Source organism: Amycolatopsis sp. NPDC028719, assembly GCF_055565395.1.
The window spans coordinates 760384-773764 of sequence record NZ_JBVHUL010000002.1; the positions used below are offsets into that span (position 1 = coordinate 760384).

At 71.1% G+C, this 13381-nt stretch carries 14 protein-coding genes; 6 read left to right on the plus strand and 8 right to left on the minus strand.

Annotated elements, in window-relative coordinates; genetic code table 11:
• The first annotated feature begins 2 nt into the window (after positions 1-2).
• From ACZ4TR_RS11520 to ACZ4TR_RS11530, 3 genes are all read left to right on the plus strand, one after another.
• Positions 3-1424 carry a GH1 family beta-glucosidase gene (locus ACZ4TR_RS11520; RefSeq protein ID WP_364521777.1) on the plus strand — a complete coding sequence of 474 codons (1422 nt, stop codon included), beginning with the start codon at positions 3-5 and terminating at the stop codon, positions 1422-1424.
• A 123-nt stretch (positions 1425-1547) separates the two neighbouring features.
• Entirely contained in the window at positions 1548-3314 is a 1767-nt protein-coding gene (locus ACZ4TR_RS11525) for an IlvD/Edd family dehydratase (RefSeq protein ID WP_465286963.1), read from the plus strand.
• A 75-nt stretch (positions 3315-3389) separates the two neighbouring features.
• Positions 3390-3698, plus strand: coding sequence for a DUF3040 domain-containing protein (locus ACZ4TR_RS11530; protein WP_465286964.1), 309 nt, complete (start codon positions 3390-3392; stop codon positions 3696-3698).
• A gap of 19 nt (positions 3699-3717) precedes the next feature.
• Here the strand turns inward: ACZ4TR_RS11530 and ACZ4TR_RS11535 are convergent, their stop codons facing one another.
• Positions 3718-4845, minus strand: a complete 1128-nt coding sequence (locus ACZ4TR_RS11535; protein ID WP_465286965.1) for an NAD(P)-dependent malic enzyme — start codon at positions 4843-4845, stop codon at positions 3718-3720.
• Positions 4846-4919: 74 nt separating this feature from the next.
• Here ACZ4TR_RS11535 and ACZ4TR_RS11540 point away from each other — a divergent pair, with 74 nt between their 5' ends.
• On the plus strand, positions 4920-5552 hold the full coding sequence (locus ACZ4TR_RS11540; protein WP_465286966.1) for a UdgX family uracil-DNA binding protein: 633 nt from the start codon (positions 4920-4922) through the stop codon (positions 5550-5552).
• Here the strand turns inward: ACZ4TR_RS11540 and ligD (ACZ4TR_RS11545) are convergent.
• The 4 genes from ligD (ACZ4TR_RS11545) to ACZ4TR_RS11560 form a co-directional block, all read right to left on the minus strand.
• Positions 5545-6414, minus strand: coding sequence for a non-homologous end-joining DNA ligase (ligD, locus tag ACZ4TR_RS11545; RefSeq protein ID WP_465286967.1), 870 nt, complete (start codon positions 6412-6414; stop codon positions 5545-5547). The two genes, ACZ4TR_RS11540 and ligD (ACZ4TR_RS11545), sit on opposite strands and share 8 nt — an antisense overlap.
• Entirely contained in the window at positions 6411-7355 is a 945-nt protein-coding gene (gene ligD / locus ACZ4TR_RS11550; RefSeq protein WP_465287349.1) for a non-homologous end-joining DNA ligase, read from the minus strand. Before ligD (ACZ4TR_RS11550) ends, ligD (ACZ4TR_RS11545) begins: the two co-directional genes overlap by 4 nt.
• Positions 7356-7360: 5 nt before the next feature.
• A complete protein-coding gene (ku, locus tag ACZ4TR_RS11555) occupies positions 7361-8302 on the minus strand; it encodes a non-homologous end joining protein Ku (protein WP_364521768.1) in 942 nt (313 codons plus the stop codon).
• 127 nt (positions 8303-8429) lie between these two features.
• Positions 8430-8627: a hypothetical protein gene (locus ACZ4TR_RS11560; protein ID WP_465286968.1), complete on the minus strand. Its 198-nt coding sequence runs from the start codon at positions 8625-8627 to the stop codon at positions 8430-8432.
• 189 nt (positions 8628-8816) lie between these two features.
• Between ACZ4TR_RS11560 and ACZ4TR_RS11565 the strand changes: the two genes are divergently transcribed.
• Complete coding sequence (locus ACZ4TR_RS11565) at positions 8817-9026, plus strand: hypothetical protein (protein ID WP_364521764.1); 210 nt, start codon at positions 8817-8819, stop codon at positions 9024-9026.
• Between the two features lie 112 nt (positions 9027-9138).
• Here ACZ4TR_RS11565 and ACZ4TR_RS11570 read toward each other — a convergent pair whose 3' ends face one another.
• Entirely contained in the window at positions 9139-9870 is a 732-nt protein-coding gene (locus tag ACZ4TR_RS11570; RefSeq protein ID WP_364521762.1) for an ANTAR domain-containing response regulator, read from the minus strand.
• 304 nt (positions 9871-10174) lie between these two features.
• On the opposite strand from ACZ4TR_RS11570, the gene ACZ4TR_RS11575 reads away from it, so the two are divergent.
• Positions 10175-10537, plus strand: coding sequence for an STAS domain-containing protein (locus ACZ4TR_RS11575; RefSeq protein WP_465287350.1), 363 nt, complete (start codon positions 10175-10177; stop codon positions 10535-10537).
• Positions 10538-10558: 21 nt separating this feature from the next.
• Here the strand turns inward: ACZ4TR_RS11575 and ctaD are convergent, their stop codons facing one another.
• Both ctaD and ACZ4TR_RS11585 read right to left on the minus strand, forming a co-directional pair.
• Positions 10559-12331, minus strand: coding sequence for an aa3-type cytochrome oxidase subunit I (gene ctaD / locus ACZ4TR_RS11580; protein WP_465286969.1), 1773 nt, complete (start codon positions 12329-12331; stop codon positions 10559-10561).
• Positions 12332-12415: 84 nt separating this feature from the next.
• A complete protein-coding gene (locus ACZ4TR_RS11585; protein WP_465286970.1) occupies positions 12416-13378 on the minus strand; it encodes an LLM class F420-dependent oxidoreductase in 963 nt (320 codons plus the stop codon).
• Positions 13379-13381 lie beyond the last annotated feature (3 nt).

The following is a 13381-nucleotide window of genomic DNA, read 5'->3' on the forward strand; positions in this document are numbered from 1 at the left end:
ACATGTCCGTACATCCCGACAGCGTTCGGGCGACAGAGGACCGGGAAAGCGCCGCGTTGATGTTCCCGCCCGGCTTCGTCTGGGGCGCCGCCACCGCCGCGTTCCAGGTCGAAGGAGCCACCACGGCCGACGGCCGCACCGACTCGGTCTGGGACGTCTTCGCCCGCCGCCCGGGCGCGGTCGTGGGCGGCGACACCGGCGACCCGGCCGCCGACCACTACCGCCGGTACTCCGAGGACGTCGGCCTGATGCGCCGGCTCGGCCTCGGCGCCTACCGCTTCTCGCTGGCCTGGCCGCGGGTGCGCCCGGACGGCGGCGCCCCGAACGCCGCCGGGCTCGCCTTCTACGACCGGCTGGTCGACTGCCTGCTCGAGGCCGGGATCCAGCCGTGGGCGACGCTCTACCACTGGGACCTGCCCCAGACGCTGGAGGAGCAGGGCGGCTGGACGAACCGGGACACCGCGTACCGGTTCGCCGAGTACACCGAGACGGTGCTGGAGCGCCTCGGTGACCGCGTCGCCAGCTGGTCGACGCTGAACGAGCCGTGGTGCGCGGCGATGCTCGGCTACGCGGGCGGCATCCACGCGCCCGGCCGCTCCGACCACCGGGCCGCCGTCGCCGCCACGCACCACCTGCTGCTGGGGCACGGGCTGGCGATGGACATCATCCGCCGGCACGCGCCGGGCACCCCGGCCGGGATCACGCTCAACCTCTACCCGGTCGTGCCGCACGACCCGGCGAACGTCTCCGACGTCTCCGCGGCCCGGCGGATCGACGGCCTGCAGAACCGGCTGTTCCTCGACCCGGTGCTGCGCGGCGGCTACCCGGACGACCTGGTGACCGACCTCGAGCCGTTCGGGCTGGCCGACGTCGTCGAGCCCGAGGACAGCGCGATCATCGCGGCGCACGTCGACTGGCTGGGCGTGAACTACTACCGCGACTACCGCGTCGCGGGGCGTCCGGTGCCGGGCAGCGAGCCGGCGGGCCCCGAGTGGGTCGGCGCGGGCGACGTCCACTTCGTCCCGGATCCGGCGGCTCCCCGCACGGACTCCGGCTGGGAGGTCCAGCCGGCCGGGCTGACCGAGTCGCTGCTGCAGGTCCACCGCGGCTACCGCCGGGTGCCGCTGTACATCACGGAGAACGGCGCGGCCTACCCGGACGTCGTCTCCGACGGCGGTGACATCGTCGACACCGACCGCGTGGCGTTCCTGGACTCCCACCTCCGGGCGGCCCACGACGCGCTGGCGGCGGGCGTCGACCTGCGCGGGTACTTCTACTGGTCGCTGCTCGACAACTTCGAGTGGGCCGAGGGGTACGCGAAGCGGTTCGGGCTGGTCCACGTCGACTACGAGACCCAGGTCCGGACGCCGAAGCGCAGTGCCCACTGGTACTCCCGGGTGATCGGGTTGAACGGCCTGGGCTGACCCACCGGCGAAGTCCGTGAATGTCGCATCGAGGGACTTGAAGTCCCTCGATGCGACATTCACGGCTTTCCGGCGAGCCGCAGGGGGATGCGCTCCGGCCGTGCCGTTGACAGACTGGCCGGTATGGGACTGCGCAGCGAAGCTTGGTTCAACAACCCCGCCGACCCCGGGATGACCGCCCTCTACCTCGAGCGGTACATGAACTGGGGCCTCACCCGGGAGGAGCTGCAGTCCGGCCGGCCGATCATCGGCATCGCGCAGACCGGCTCCGACTTGTCCCCCTGCAACCGGCACCACCTGCAGCTCGCCGACCGCACCCGGGAAGGCATCCGGGAGGCCGGCGGGATCGCCATCGAGTTCCCGGTGCACCCCATCCAGGAGACCGGGAAGCGCCCGACCGCCGCCCTGGACCGGAACCTCGCCTACCTCGGCCTGGTCGAGACGCTCTACGGCTACCCCATCGACGGCGTCGTCCTCACCACCGGCTGCGACAAGACCACCCCGGCGTGCCTGATGGCCGCCGCGACAGTGGACATCCCGGCCATCGTGCTGTCCGGCGGTCCCATGCTCAACGGCTGGTACAACGGCGAGCGCACCGGGTCCGGGACCATCGTCTGGAAGGCCCGCGAGCTCCTCGCCGCCGGGGAGATCGACGACGCGGGGTTCATGGAGCTCGTCGCGTCGTCCGCGCCGTCGCCCGGGCACTGCAACACCATGGGCACCGCCTCCACGATGAACGCGCTCGCCGAAGCGCTCGGGATGAGCCTGCCCGGCTGCGCGGCGATCCCGGCGCCGCACCGCGACCGGGCGCGGATGGCCTACCGCACCGGGCTGCGGATCGTCGAGATGGTGCGCGAGGACCTCAAACCCTCCGACATCCTGACGCGCGAAGCGTTCGAGAACGCCATCGTGGTGAGCTCGGCGATCGGCGGTTCGACCAACGCGCCCATCCACATCGGCGCGATCGCCCGGCACGTCGGCGTCGACCTGCCCCTCGACGACTGGCAGCGGCTCGGCCACCACGTCCCGCTGCTGGTCGACCTCCAGCCGGCCGGGAAGTACCTCGGTGAGGAGTTCCACCGCGCGGGCGGCGTCCCGGCCGTGGTGCACGAGCTGATGCGGCACGGGCTCGTCCACGAGGACGCGCGCACGGTCAACGGCCGCACGCTCGGCGACAACTGCCGCGACGCCGAGGCCGGCGACCGGGACGTCATCCGCACGTTCGGCACGGCCCTCACCGAAGACGCCGGGTTCCTGGTCTTCAAGGGCAACCTCTTCGACGCGGCGATCATGAAGTCGAGCGTGATCTCGCCGGAGTTCCGGCGCCGCTACCTCGGCGGTGGCGTCTACGAGGGCACGGCGATCGTCTTCGACGGTCCCGAGGACTACCACGCCCGCATCGACGACCCGGACCTCGGCGCCGACGAGCACTCGCTGCTCGTCATGCGCGGCACCGGGCCGCTCGGCTACCCGGGCGCGGCGGAGGTGGTCAACATGCGGCCGCCGGCGGCGCTGATCAAGCAGGGGATCCGCGAACTCCCGTGCCTCGGCGACGGCCGCCAGTCCGGTACGTCCGGGTCCCCCTCGATCCTCAACGCCTCTCCCGAAGCCGCGGCGGGCGGCGGGCTCGCCGTGCTGCGGACCGGCGACCGGGTCCGCATCGACCTCGCCGCCGGCACCGCGGACGTGCTCATCCCGGACGAAGAGCTCGCGCTGCGGCACAAGGAGCTGGCAGAGTCGGGCGGGTACCCGGTCCCCGACGCGCAGACGCCGTGGCAGGAGATCCAGCGGTCGATGGTCGACCAGCTGTGCGACGGCATGGTCCTGCGCCCGGCGGTGGCGTACCAGCGGATCGCGAAGACGAAGGGCATCCCCCGCGACAACCACTGACTTTCACGAAAAAGTGTCGCTTCGAAGGGGCGCGGAGCGGGTACCACTCAGACAGCCGAGGCGAGGAGGCCCATCATGCTGCCGGATCGCGAACGCCACGCGCTGCACGAGATCGAGCGGGAACTGCAGGCGAGTGATCCCGCGTTCGCGGCCGCCTTCGCCGGCCGCACCCTGCGCGAAGCCCGGCGGTGGAACCTGCTGCTCGTGCTGTGCGACATCACCGCGGTGGTCATGCTGGTCGTCGGCCTCTTCGCCCGCGACGCCGAGCTCGTGCTCTGGGGCACGGTCGGCGCCGGCGCGCTCGTCGCGTGGCACATCGCCCGCGCCGAGACGACCCGCAAGCCCGCGCCCGACGGCACTTCCCCGGCCACCGGCCCGCACTGAGCCCAGGGTCCACAAAGGACTATTCGGCCGCCTTCGCCGCGCCGGCGACCGCGTCCGCCACCGCCGGCACCAGAGCCTCGTCGAACACGCTCGGCACGATGTGGCCCGCGTCCAGGTCGTCCCCCACCACGTCCGCCAGGGCGCGCGACGCCGCCAGCAGCATCTCGCCGGTGACCCGCGGCGCGCCCGAGTCGAGCAGGCCGCGGAACATCCCCGGGAACGTCAGCACGTTGTTGATCTGGTTGGGGAAGTCGCTGCGGCCGGTGGCGACGATCTCCGCGTGCTCGCGCGCGGCGTCGGGGTCGGCCTCCGGATCCGGGTTGGCCAGGGCGAACACGATCGCGCGATCGGCCATCGCGGCGATGTCGTCCGGGCCGAGGAGGCCGCCCGCGCTGACGCCGACGAACACGTCCGCGCCGCGCACCGCGTCCCGCACGCTTCCGGTGGCTCCGGCGGAGTTGGTGTTCTCCGCCAGCCACCCCTTCTCCCCCGTCAGGTCCCGGCCCGGGTGCAGCACGCCTTCGCTGTCGCAGACGACGATCCCGTCGGAGCGGTGGCCGGCGCGCAGCAGCAGCCGCGCGATCGCGCTGCCGGCCGCGCCGGCGCCGGCGATGACGACGGACGTCTTCCCGGGCTCGCGGCCGGTCAGCTTCAGCGCGTTGTGCAGGGCGCCGAGCACGACGACCGCCGTACCGTGCTGGTCGTCGTGGAAGACCGGGATGTCGAGCTCGTCGTGCAGCCGCCGTTCGATCGTGAAGCACCGCGGCGCGGCGATGTCCTCGAGGTTGATCGCGCCGAACGACGTCGCGAGGTCCTTGACGGTGCGGACGAGGTCGTCGGGTTCGCGGCTGACCGGGCAGATCGGCCACGCGTCGACGTCAGCGAACCGCTTGAGCAGCGCCGCCTTGCCCTCCATCACCGGCAGCGCGGCGGCCGGCCCCCGGTCACCGAGCCCGAGCAGGGCCGACCCGTCGGAGACGATGGCGACGGAGTTCGCTTTGACGGTCTCGCGGGCGAGCGCCGACGGATCGTCCGTGACCCGCTTCGCCTGCTCCGCGACGCCCGGCGTGTAGTGCTCGGCCAGGTCGTCGGGGGTGTCCAGGATGACGCGCGTCGCGACTTCGATCTTTCCTCGGCTCCGGGGCATGGACAGCGGGTACCCGAGCCGCGCGGGCCGGAACCGTGGTTTACCCGGCCGCGGAACGGGGAACTTCCCCGCTCATGCCGCAGACGCACGGAGCGGAACCGCCGGACAGCACCGATCTCGACACGTTGCGGTCGGCCGCGGCCGGCTGCCACGGATGCGCCCTGTACCAGGACGCGACGCAGACCGTTTTCGGCGAGGGGACGAAGAAGGCGAAGGTTTTGGTCGTCGGCGAGCAGCCGGGTGACAAGGAGGACCTCGCGGGCGAGCCGTTCGTCGGCCCCGCCGGGCGGCTCCTGGACCGGGCCTTCGAAGAAGCCGGGTTCGACCGGCAGGCGATGTACGTCACCAACGCGGTCAAGCACTTCAAGTTCAAGCGCGACGAACGCGGGAAGCGGCGCATCCACCAGAAGCCCGGCCGCACCGAGGTGGTCGCCTGCCGGCCGTGGCTGCTGGCCGAGCTGCGCGCGGTGCGCCCGGAGCTGGTGCTGCTGCTGGGTGCGACGGCCGCGCAGTCGTTGCTGGGCCCGAAGTTCCGGCTGACGGCCCACCGCGGCGAACCCGTCGAAGCACCCGAAGACGTGGCCGAGCTGGTGCCGTCGGCGGTCGCGACCGTGCACCCGTCGGCCGTCCTGCGCGCCCCGGACCGCGACGAGGCCTACGCGGCCTTCGTCGCGGACCTGAAGGCGGCGGGCAAGACCCTCAAGTGAGCTGCTGCAGCGCCGCTTCCGCCGACCCCGCGTGCTCGTCCAGATTTCGCCACGGGTCCTCCTTGCGCGCCAAGCGCTGCTTCTCCTTGGCCAGGCTCCAGCCGTCCGGCTCGGCCTTGCCCAGCTCGCGCCAGTCCAGCGGAGTCGCGGCCGCCGCGCCGGGGCGGGCGCGCAGCGAGTACGGCGCGACGAACGTCTGCGCGTAGCCGTTGCGGTTGGCGTCCAGGAAGATCCGGTCGCCGCGCTTGTCCTTGCGCTGGGCCGTCGTCAGGCGGTCCGGGTCGTCCGCGGCGACGGCGTCGGCCAGCGCGCGGGACAGCTCGAGCACGACCTCGGTGTCCGACTTCGCGTCGAGGGGCGCGAGCACGTGGAAGCCGCGGCCGCCGGTCGCCTGGACGAACGGCGTCAGCCCGGCCCGCTCGTAGTGGTCGCGGATCCGCCGCGCGACCGCGCGCAGCTCGGCGACCGGCGTGCCGTCCGGCGGGTCGAGGTCCAGCACCAGCCGGTCGGGCCGCTCCGGTGCGTCGGCCGTGGACAGCCAGACGTGGAACTCCAGGGTGCCCTGCCGCGCCAGGTAGTCCAGCGTCCCGGCGTCGTCGCAGACCACGTAGTCGTCCGTGCCGCCGCCCCGCCGGGGGACGCTCTCGACGCGGATCGAGTCCGGGAAGTGCTCCCCCGGGTGCTTCTGGAACCAGCCCTGCCCGTCGATGCCGTCGGGGAACCGCCGCAGGGTGAGCGGGCGGCCGCGCAGGTGCGGCACCATCACCTCGGCGACCGTCCGGTAGTACTCGACAACGTCGCCCTTCGTGAGCCCGTCGGCGGGGTAGTACACCTTGTCCGCATGGGAAATCTCGTCGCTCACGCCCGCTCCCGCACCACGTCCGCCGCCTTCTTGTCCTCGCGCAGCCCGGCGAACCGAGGGTGCCGCAGCCGCCCGTCGCGCGTCCATTCGGAGAAGTCGATCTGCGCGACCAGGTCCGGCCGGACCCAGTGCGCGCCCGGTTCCTTCACCGCCCCGGCGAACGGCGACCGCTTCGTTTCGCGCTCGCGCAGCTGTGCGTGCAGGGACGACAGCAGCCGTTCGTCGAACCCGGTACCGACCTTGCCGGCGTACTTCAGGCCGCCGTCCTCGTGGTAACCGAGCAGGAGCGCACCGAAGCCGTGCCGGGCGCCCTGCGGATCGGTGAAGCCGCCGATGACGAGCTCCTGCCCCTGCGCGCACTTGAACTTCAGCCAGTCGGGTGACCGCCCGTGGTGGTACGGCGCGTCGGCCCGCTTCGCGATGACGCCCTCCCAGCCCCGCCGGCAGGCTTCCGCGTAGAACTTCTCGCCCTCGGTGTTGCGGTGCGCCGACAGCCGGAGCGGGTCTTCGAAGTCGAACGCGTCGCGCAGCAACGCCTTCCGCTGCCGCAGCGGGAGCCCGGTCGTGTCCTGGTCGTCGTAGTACAACAGGTCGAACAGGTAGTAGTAGACGCGCACGCCGGTCGCCCGCGCGCGGCCTGGATCGCTTACGTGGATCCGGGGCTGCAGCGCGGCGAAGCTGGTGTTGCCGCCGTCGAACGCCACGATCTCGCCGTCGGCCACGAACCGCGCCCCGCCCTGGGCCGCGAGGGCCTCGACGAGCTCGGGGTAGGCGTTGTCCATCACCTTGTGGTTGCGCGAGTAGAGCGTCGGCGTCCCCGAGTCGCGCACGCAGATCGCCCGGACGCCGTCCAGCTTCCGCTCGTAGAGCCAGTCCTCGTCGGAGAACCGGCGGCCGGTGAGCGTGGCCAGGGTCGGTTCGCGCCAGCCGGGTCCGGTCACCTTGGTCACGAGGCCTTCAGCGCCTTCTCCAGCTCGGCGCGCGTCATCTTCGACCGGCCCTTCACGCCCTGCTCGCGGGCCAGCTTGTCCAGGTCGGACTTGGACAGCTCCGCGAGGTCGGGCTCCTTCTTCTTCGCCGCCTTCTTCTCGGGCTTCTTGCCGCCGCCGCCCTTGCGGTTCTTCACACTGCGCGACAGCGCCTCGAACAGGTCGACGACGTCGGCCGACTGCTCCGGCTCCTCTTCGTGGGCGATCTCCTTGCCCTGCTTCTTGGCCTTGATCAGGTCCTCGACGCGCTCGGAGTACTCGTCGCGGTAGTCGTCCGGCTTCCACGGCGCGGTCATCTCGTCGACGAGCGAGAGCGCCATGTCGAGTTCCTTGGGCCGCGGCTTCGGGAGGCTGGGCAGGCCGCCCATGACGTCCTTCGGCTTCCGCAGGTCGGCGACGAAGTGCAGGGTGTTGAGCACCATGACGTCCTCACCGGCGCGGACCGCACACAGGTATTCCTTGCCGCGCAACACGAACTTCGCGACCCCGGCCTTCTCGCTGCGGTCCATCGCCTGCAGCAGCAGGCCGTACGCCTTGGCGAAATCCTCCTTCGCCGGCTTGAGCCAGTACGTGCGGTCGTAGAACCACGGGTCGATCTCGTCGAGCTCGACGAACTGCTCGATGTCGATCCGCCGGGATCGCTCGGGAGCGATTTCGTCCAGCTCGTCGGGCTCCACGAGCACGTGGTCACCGCCGCCGAGGTCGTAGCCCTTGACGATCTCGTCCTGGGTGACCTCGTCGCCGGTCCGCTCGTTGACCTTGCGGTTGCGGATCCGGTCCGACGTCCCGCGTTCGAACTGGTGGAAGTGGATCGTGTGGTCCGCCACCGCCGGGTACAGCTCCACCGGAACGGTGACCAGCCCCAGGCTCAGCGCGCCGCTCCACACCGGTCTGGCCATGTCTCGACCTCCTCACCGGCAGCGATACCCGCGTGGCCGGGCCGCGAAACGCGGCGTGGTGGCGGAGGGTGACGTGCCGGAGCCCGCCGGACCGGGGGTCTCGGCGGGCTCCGGGGTGCGTCGTGCGTCAGGCGACCTCGCTGCTGCGTCCGCCGGCCCGGTGCAGACCCAGCATGTCGAGCAGCTGCGCGCAGTCTTCGGAGTCTTTCGCGTTCGCCGCGACGGCCAAGGCCGCCTGGCGCCGGGTCGCGGCCTGCCCCGGCGTGTCCCCACCTTCCAGCAGCAGGTCCGCCACCGGTCGCAGGTCGTTCCGCTTGTCTCGCATGTTCGCTCCCCTCCGGCAATCCCCGGGTCAACCCTTCCGCCGGCCGGTTACCCGGCCTCACCCCACCAAACACAAGAGGCACCGACCGGGTTCCCGGAGACCGCCGACGCTAGGCCGAACGAGTGAATTCACCGGTCTCCGACCGGGAACCCGGCAAGGTGGTGAGACCCACGTCACACAGGAGGCCGGATGGGCACCCAGCTCCGCATCAGCCGTGAGGACGGGTCGCTGCCCTGCGAAGTCTGCGGCTTCCCCACGATGCACGTGGCCCAGGTCGTGGGCGACGACGGGACCGTGCTCGGCCGCACCCTGGTCTGCACGACGTGCCAGCGCAGCAGACACCGGCCCGACCCGGTGGCGGAAACGGACGCACCCCCGGACGAGGTCCCGGCCGGCTAGCCGTACCCAGAGGGTCGGCCACGTACCCGGAGGGTCGGCTCACGAGCCGACCGTCCAGGTACGCGAACCGACTGTCCAGGTACGTGAGCCGACTATCCGGGTACGCGGGACGTCACGCGGTCGTGGTCGCGACCGCCTCCACGAACTCCGCCGCCACCTCGTGCAGCTTGCGGTTGCCGTCCTGGGACCGCTTCACCAGCCGCTGGAACGCCTCCTCCGCGGTGATCCGGTGCGCGGCCATCAGGATTCCCTTGGCCTGGTCGATGACCGCGCGCGTCTCCAGCGCCCGGTTCAGCTGGTCGATCAGCTCGCGGGCGGCGAAGTACCGGCGCGCGCTGCGCAGGCCGAACACCACCGTCGCCGTGTACAGCTCGAGGATCTTCGTGCCCAGCTCGCTGAAGCCATGCTCGCCGAAGCCGAAGAGGTTCACCGCGCCGGCCATGTCGCCGTCCACGGTCAGCGGCGCGGCCAGGAAGCTCGCCACCCCCAGCTGTTCGGCCTTCGACACGAACTGCGGCCACACGTCGCCGACGGCGCCGACACCCACGCGCACCGGCTGCCCGGTCTCGGCCGCGCGCAGGCACGGGCCGTCCCCGATCCGGTACTGCTCGCGATCGAAGTTCACCGCCCGCTGGTCGGTGCTGGCCACCGTCTCCGGCACGCCTTCGCGTACCAGGGTGATGCTGGCCATGTCGGCCCCTGGCACCACCTGCACCACGTGGTCGCAGATCGCCTGCAGCATCTGACCGAGATCGAGCTCCGAGTCCAGCATGGAGGTGAGCGATTCCATCGCTACCGTGACTTCGTCCAACCGCGCGGTGAGCCGCTCATCGCCGCCCGTCATCCTGGTGACGCCCCTCTTCTCGGTTCTCAGGGCGCTCTCAACCAGGGAGGACCCGGGCGCGCGCCACTAGTGGGCCGCTAGCGCTTTAACGGGTCCGACGCGAGATTACTGCATCCCGATCACCGCAGGCACAAGCGGTCACCGCCGTCGCGCGCCACACGCCCGTTCGGAGTAACGGCGGTTGCGGGCGGCTCTCACCCGGTTAGGCTCGGGTATCGGTTCAGCACAGCAGCCGGCTCGGAACACCCCGAGCGCGGCGCCTTGGCTCCGCGCGGTACCAGGACGGCGGCGAACCGGCGTGGTGATGATCCCCCGACCTCGAAATCCTGCCCTGCGGCTGCGCACGGCGTGGCCCGCCCCGCACGCGGTGCTGATCACCGCCCGCGGCGCTCTCGACACCGCGACGGCCGGTCACCTGGCCGCCCTGCTCGCGGACCGCCTGTGGGCGACCCCGGAGCGGCTGACCCTCGATCTGTCCGAAGTGGACTTCCTCGGCGTGGCGGGTGTCCGCGTGCTGCTGCACGCGGCACTGCAGGCCGAACAGAACGGCACGGACCTGCGGGTGATCCCCGGGACGAACCCGATGGTCCGCCGGGCCCTGCGGGTGACGGAGGCCGACCGGCGCCTGACGCTCTCCGCCCCGGCCCCGGAGCACGCACCGGCCTGAGCGGCCACCGGCACGGCGGGGTCAGCGCGACGAACCCGCCGTGCCCGCGTGCCCCTCCCGCGACGCGGGCGGCTGCCCGCCCCGGTCCAGCGCCCGGGCCTGGGCCCGCTTGGAGCGGACGTACCGCTCCTCCTTCATCTGCTCGACGGCCTCCGGGTGGTGCAGCTCGAACGCGGGCCGCTCCGACCGGATCCGCGGCAGGTCCAGGAAGTTGTGCCGCGGCGGCGGGCACGTCGTCGCCCATTCGAGGCTGTTGCCGAAGCCCCACGGGTCGTCGACCAGGACCTGCTCGCCGTAGCGGTAGCTCTTCACGACGTTCCAGATGAACGGCAGCGTCGACGCGCCCAGGATGAACGCGCCGATCGTCGAGATCGTGTTCAGCGTCGTGAAGCCGTCCGTGGACAGGTAGTCCGCGTACCGGCGCGGCATCCCCATGTCACCCAGCCAGTGCTGGATCAGGAACGTCGTGTGGAAGCCGATGAACGTCGTCCAGAAGTGCCATTTGCCGAGGCGCTCGTCGAGCAGCCGGCCGGTCATCTTCGGGAACCAGAAGTAGATTCCGGCGAACGTCGCGAACACGATCGTGCCGAACAGCACGTAGTGGAAGTGCGCGACGACGAAGTAGGAATCCGTGACGTGGAAGTCCAGCGGCGGCGACGCCAGGATCACGCCGGTGAGGCCGCCGAACAGGAAGGTCACCATGAAGCCGATCGACCACAGCATCGGCGTCTCGAAGCTCAGGTGCCCCTTCCACATCGTGCCGATCCAGTTGAAGAACTTGATCCCGGTCGGCACGGCGATCAGGAAGGTCATGATCGAGAAGAACGGCAGCAGCACCGCGCCGGTGGCGAACATGTGGTGCGCCCACACCACCGCCGACAGACCGGTGATCCCGACGGTCGCGAACACCATCAGCCGGTAGCCGTACAGCGGCTTCCGGCTGAACACCGGCACGATCTCGGTGACGATCCCGAAGTACGGCAGCGCCACGATGTAGACCTCGGGGTGGCCGAAGAACCAGAACAGGTGCTGGAACATGATCGCCCCGCCGTTCTCGGGGTCGAACACGTGCGCCCCGAGCCGGCGATCCGCCTCCAGGCCGAACAGCGCGGCCGTGAGGATCGGGAACGCCAGCAGGATCAGGACGGCGGTGAACAGGATGTTCCAGGTGAAGATCGGCATCCGCCACAGCGTCATCCCGGGACAGCGCAGGCACACGATCGTGGTGACCATGTTGACCGCGCCGAGGATGGTCCCGAGACCCGACACGATCAGGCCCATGATCCACAGGTCGCCGCCGACGCCGGGCGAGTGGATGGCGTTGGACAGCGGCGTGTAGGCCGTCCAGCCGAAGTCGGGCGCCCCGCCCGGGGTCAGGAACGAGCTGATCACGATCAGCCCGCCGAACAGGTAGAGCCAGTAGGCGAACCCGTTGAGCCGCGGGAACGCGACGTCCGGCGCGCCGATCTGCAGCGGCAGGATGTAGTTCGCGAACCCGAAGAGGTTCGGGGTCGCGTACAGCAGCAGCATGATCGTGCCGTGCATGGTGAACATCTGGTTGTACTGCTCCGGCGACAGGAACTGCAGCCCGGGCCGGGCCAGCTCCCCGCGCATCAGCAGCGCCATCGCGCCGCCCGCCATGAAGAAGGCGAACGACGTCGTCAGGTACAGCAGCCCGATCTGCTTCGGGTCGGTGGTGCGCAGCAGCGCGAGCAGCGTGCCGCCCTTCGGCCCGCGCCGCGCCACCGCCAGAGGCACCGCCCGCAGGCTCGGTGCCGGCTTCACCTCGGTCATGCGCACCTCCCGCCGCTGGGAAAGTCCCGTACTCCGCGTCCTACTCCTGACGACCGAGATTCGCGCTACCCCGAACGGGTGGAGCTACGCTCGCAACGCCGGGAGCAGCTCCTTTTCGGCGAAGTCCAGGAAGCCTTCCTGCTGGTCCCCGCCGATCTGGACGAGCGCCACGTCGGTGAAGCCCGCCTTCTCGAACTCGCGCACGCCCTCGACGATCGCTTCGACGTCCGGGCCGCACGGGATCGACCCGGCGACGTCGTCCTCGCGGACGAACTGCGTCGCACCGGCGAACCCGGCCGGCCCCGGCAGCTCGGAGTTGACCTTCCAGCCCCCGGCGAACCAGCGGAACTGCTCGTGGGCGCGCTTCACCGCGGCCTCGCGGTCGGTGCCCCACGACACCGGCATCTGGCCGATCTTGCGGGTCGGCGGGCCGAGCTTCGTCGCGTCCCACTCGCTCGAGAGCTCCGCCTTCGGCTCGACGGCGATCATCGCGTCCGCGACCGGGGCGAACCGCTTGATCGACTGTGAACCGGACACCGCGACCCCGACCGGCGTCCGCTTCTCCGGCAGGTCCCACAGCTTCGCCGAGTCGACGCGGAAGTGCTTGCCTTCGTAGTCGAAGTACCCGCCGTCGAACAGGCCGCCGATGATCTGGATGGCCTCGGCGAGCATGTCGTGCCGGACGTTCGCCGGTGGCCAGCCGCGGCCGACGACGTGTTCGTTGAGGTTCTCGCCCGCTCCGAGGCCCAGGGTGAACCGGCCGCCCGACAGCGCCTGCACGGTCGCCGCCTTCTGCGCGACCACCGCCGGGTGGTAGCGCATGGTCGGGCACGTCACGTAGGTCATCAGCTCGACCCGTTCGGTGCTCTGCGTGACCGCGCCCAGCACGCTCCAGGCGTACGGGGCGTGGCCCTGTTCGGCCAGCCACGGCGAATAGTGGTCGCTCATGACCTCGAAGTCGAAGCCGGCGTGTTCCGCACCGGCGGCGAACCGGACCAGTTCGTTCGGCCCGGTCTGCTCGGTCATCAGCGTGTAGCCGATCCGCATCGG

Excerpts from the sequence above, each read along its gene's own strand:
- ACZ4TR_RS11570 (WP_364521762.1), bottom strand. The coding sequence starts at position 9,870 with ATGACGGGCGGCGATGAGCGGCTCACCGCGCGGTTGGACGAAGTCACG.
- ACZ4TR_RS11520 (WP_364521777.1), top strand. The coding sequence starts at position 3 with ATGTCCGTACATCCCGACAGCGTTCGGGCGACAGAGGACCGGGAAAGC.
- ku (WP_364521768.1), bottom strand. The coding sequence starts at position 8,302 with ATGGCCAGACCGGTGTGGAGCGGCGCGCTGAGCCTGGGGCTGGTCACC.
- ACZ4TR_RS11575 (WP_465287350.1), top strand. The coding sequence starts at position 10,175 with ATGATCCCCCGACCTCGAAATCCTGCCCTGCGGCTGCGCACGGCGTGG.
- ACZ4TR_RS11525 (WP_465286963.1), top strand. The coding sequence starts at position 1,548 with ATGGGACTGCGCAGCGAAGCTTGGTTCAACAACCCCGCCGACCCCGGG.
- ACZ4TR_RS11585 (WP_465286970.1), bottom strand. The coding sequence starts at position 13,378 with ATGCGGATCGGCTACACGCTGATGACCGAGCAGACCGGGCCGAACGAA.
- ACZ4TR_RS11540 (WP_465286966.1), top strand. The coding sequence starts at position 4,920 with ATGCCGCAGACGCACGGAGCGGAACCGCCGGACAGCACCGATCTCGAC.
- ACZ4TR_RS11560 (WP_465286968.1), bottom strand. The coding sequence starts at position 8,627 with ATGCGAGACAAGCGGAACGACCTGCGACCGGTGGCGGACCTGCTGCTG.
- ACZ4TR_RS11530 (WP_465286964.1), top strand. The coding sequence starts at position 3,390 with ATGCTGCCGGATCGCGAACGCCACGCGCTGCACGAGATCGAGCGGGAA.
- ctaD (WP_465286969.1), bottom strand. The coding sequence starts at position 12,331 with ATGACCGAGGTGAAGCCGGCACCGAGCCTGCGGGCGGTGCCTCTGGCG.
- ACZ4TR_RS11535 (WP_465286965.1), bottom strand. The coding sequence starts at position 4,845 with ATGCCCCGGAGCCGAGGAAAGATCGAAGTCGCGACGCGCGTCATCCTG.
- ACZ4TR_RS11565 (WP_364521764.1), top strand. The coding sequence starts at position 8,817 with ATGGGCACCCAGCTCCGCATCAGCCGTGAGGACGGGTCGCTGCCCTGC.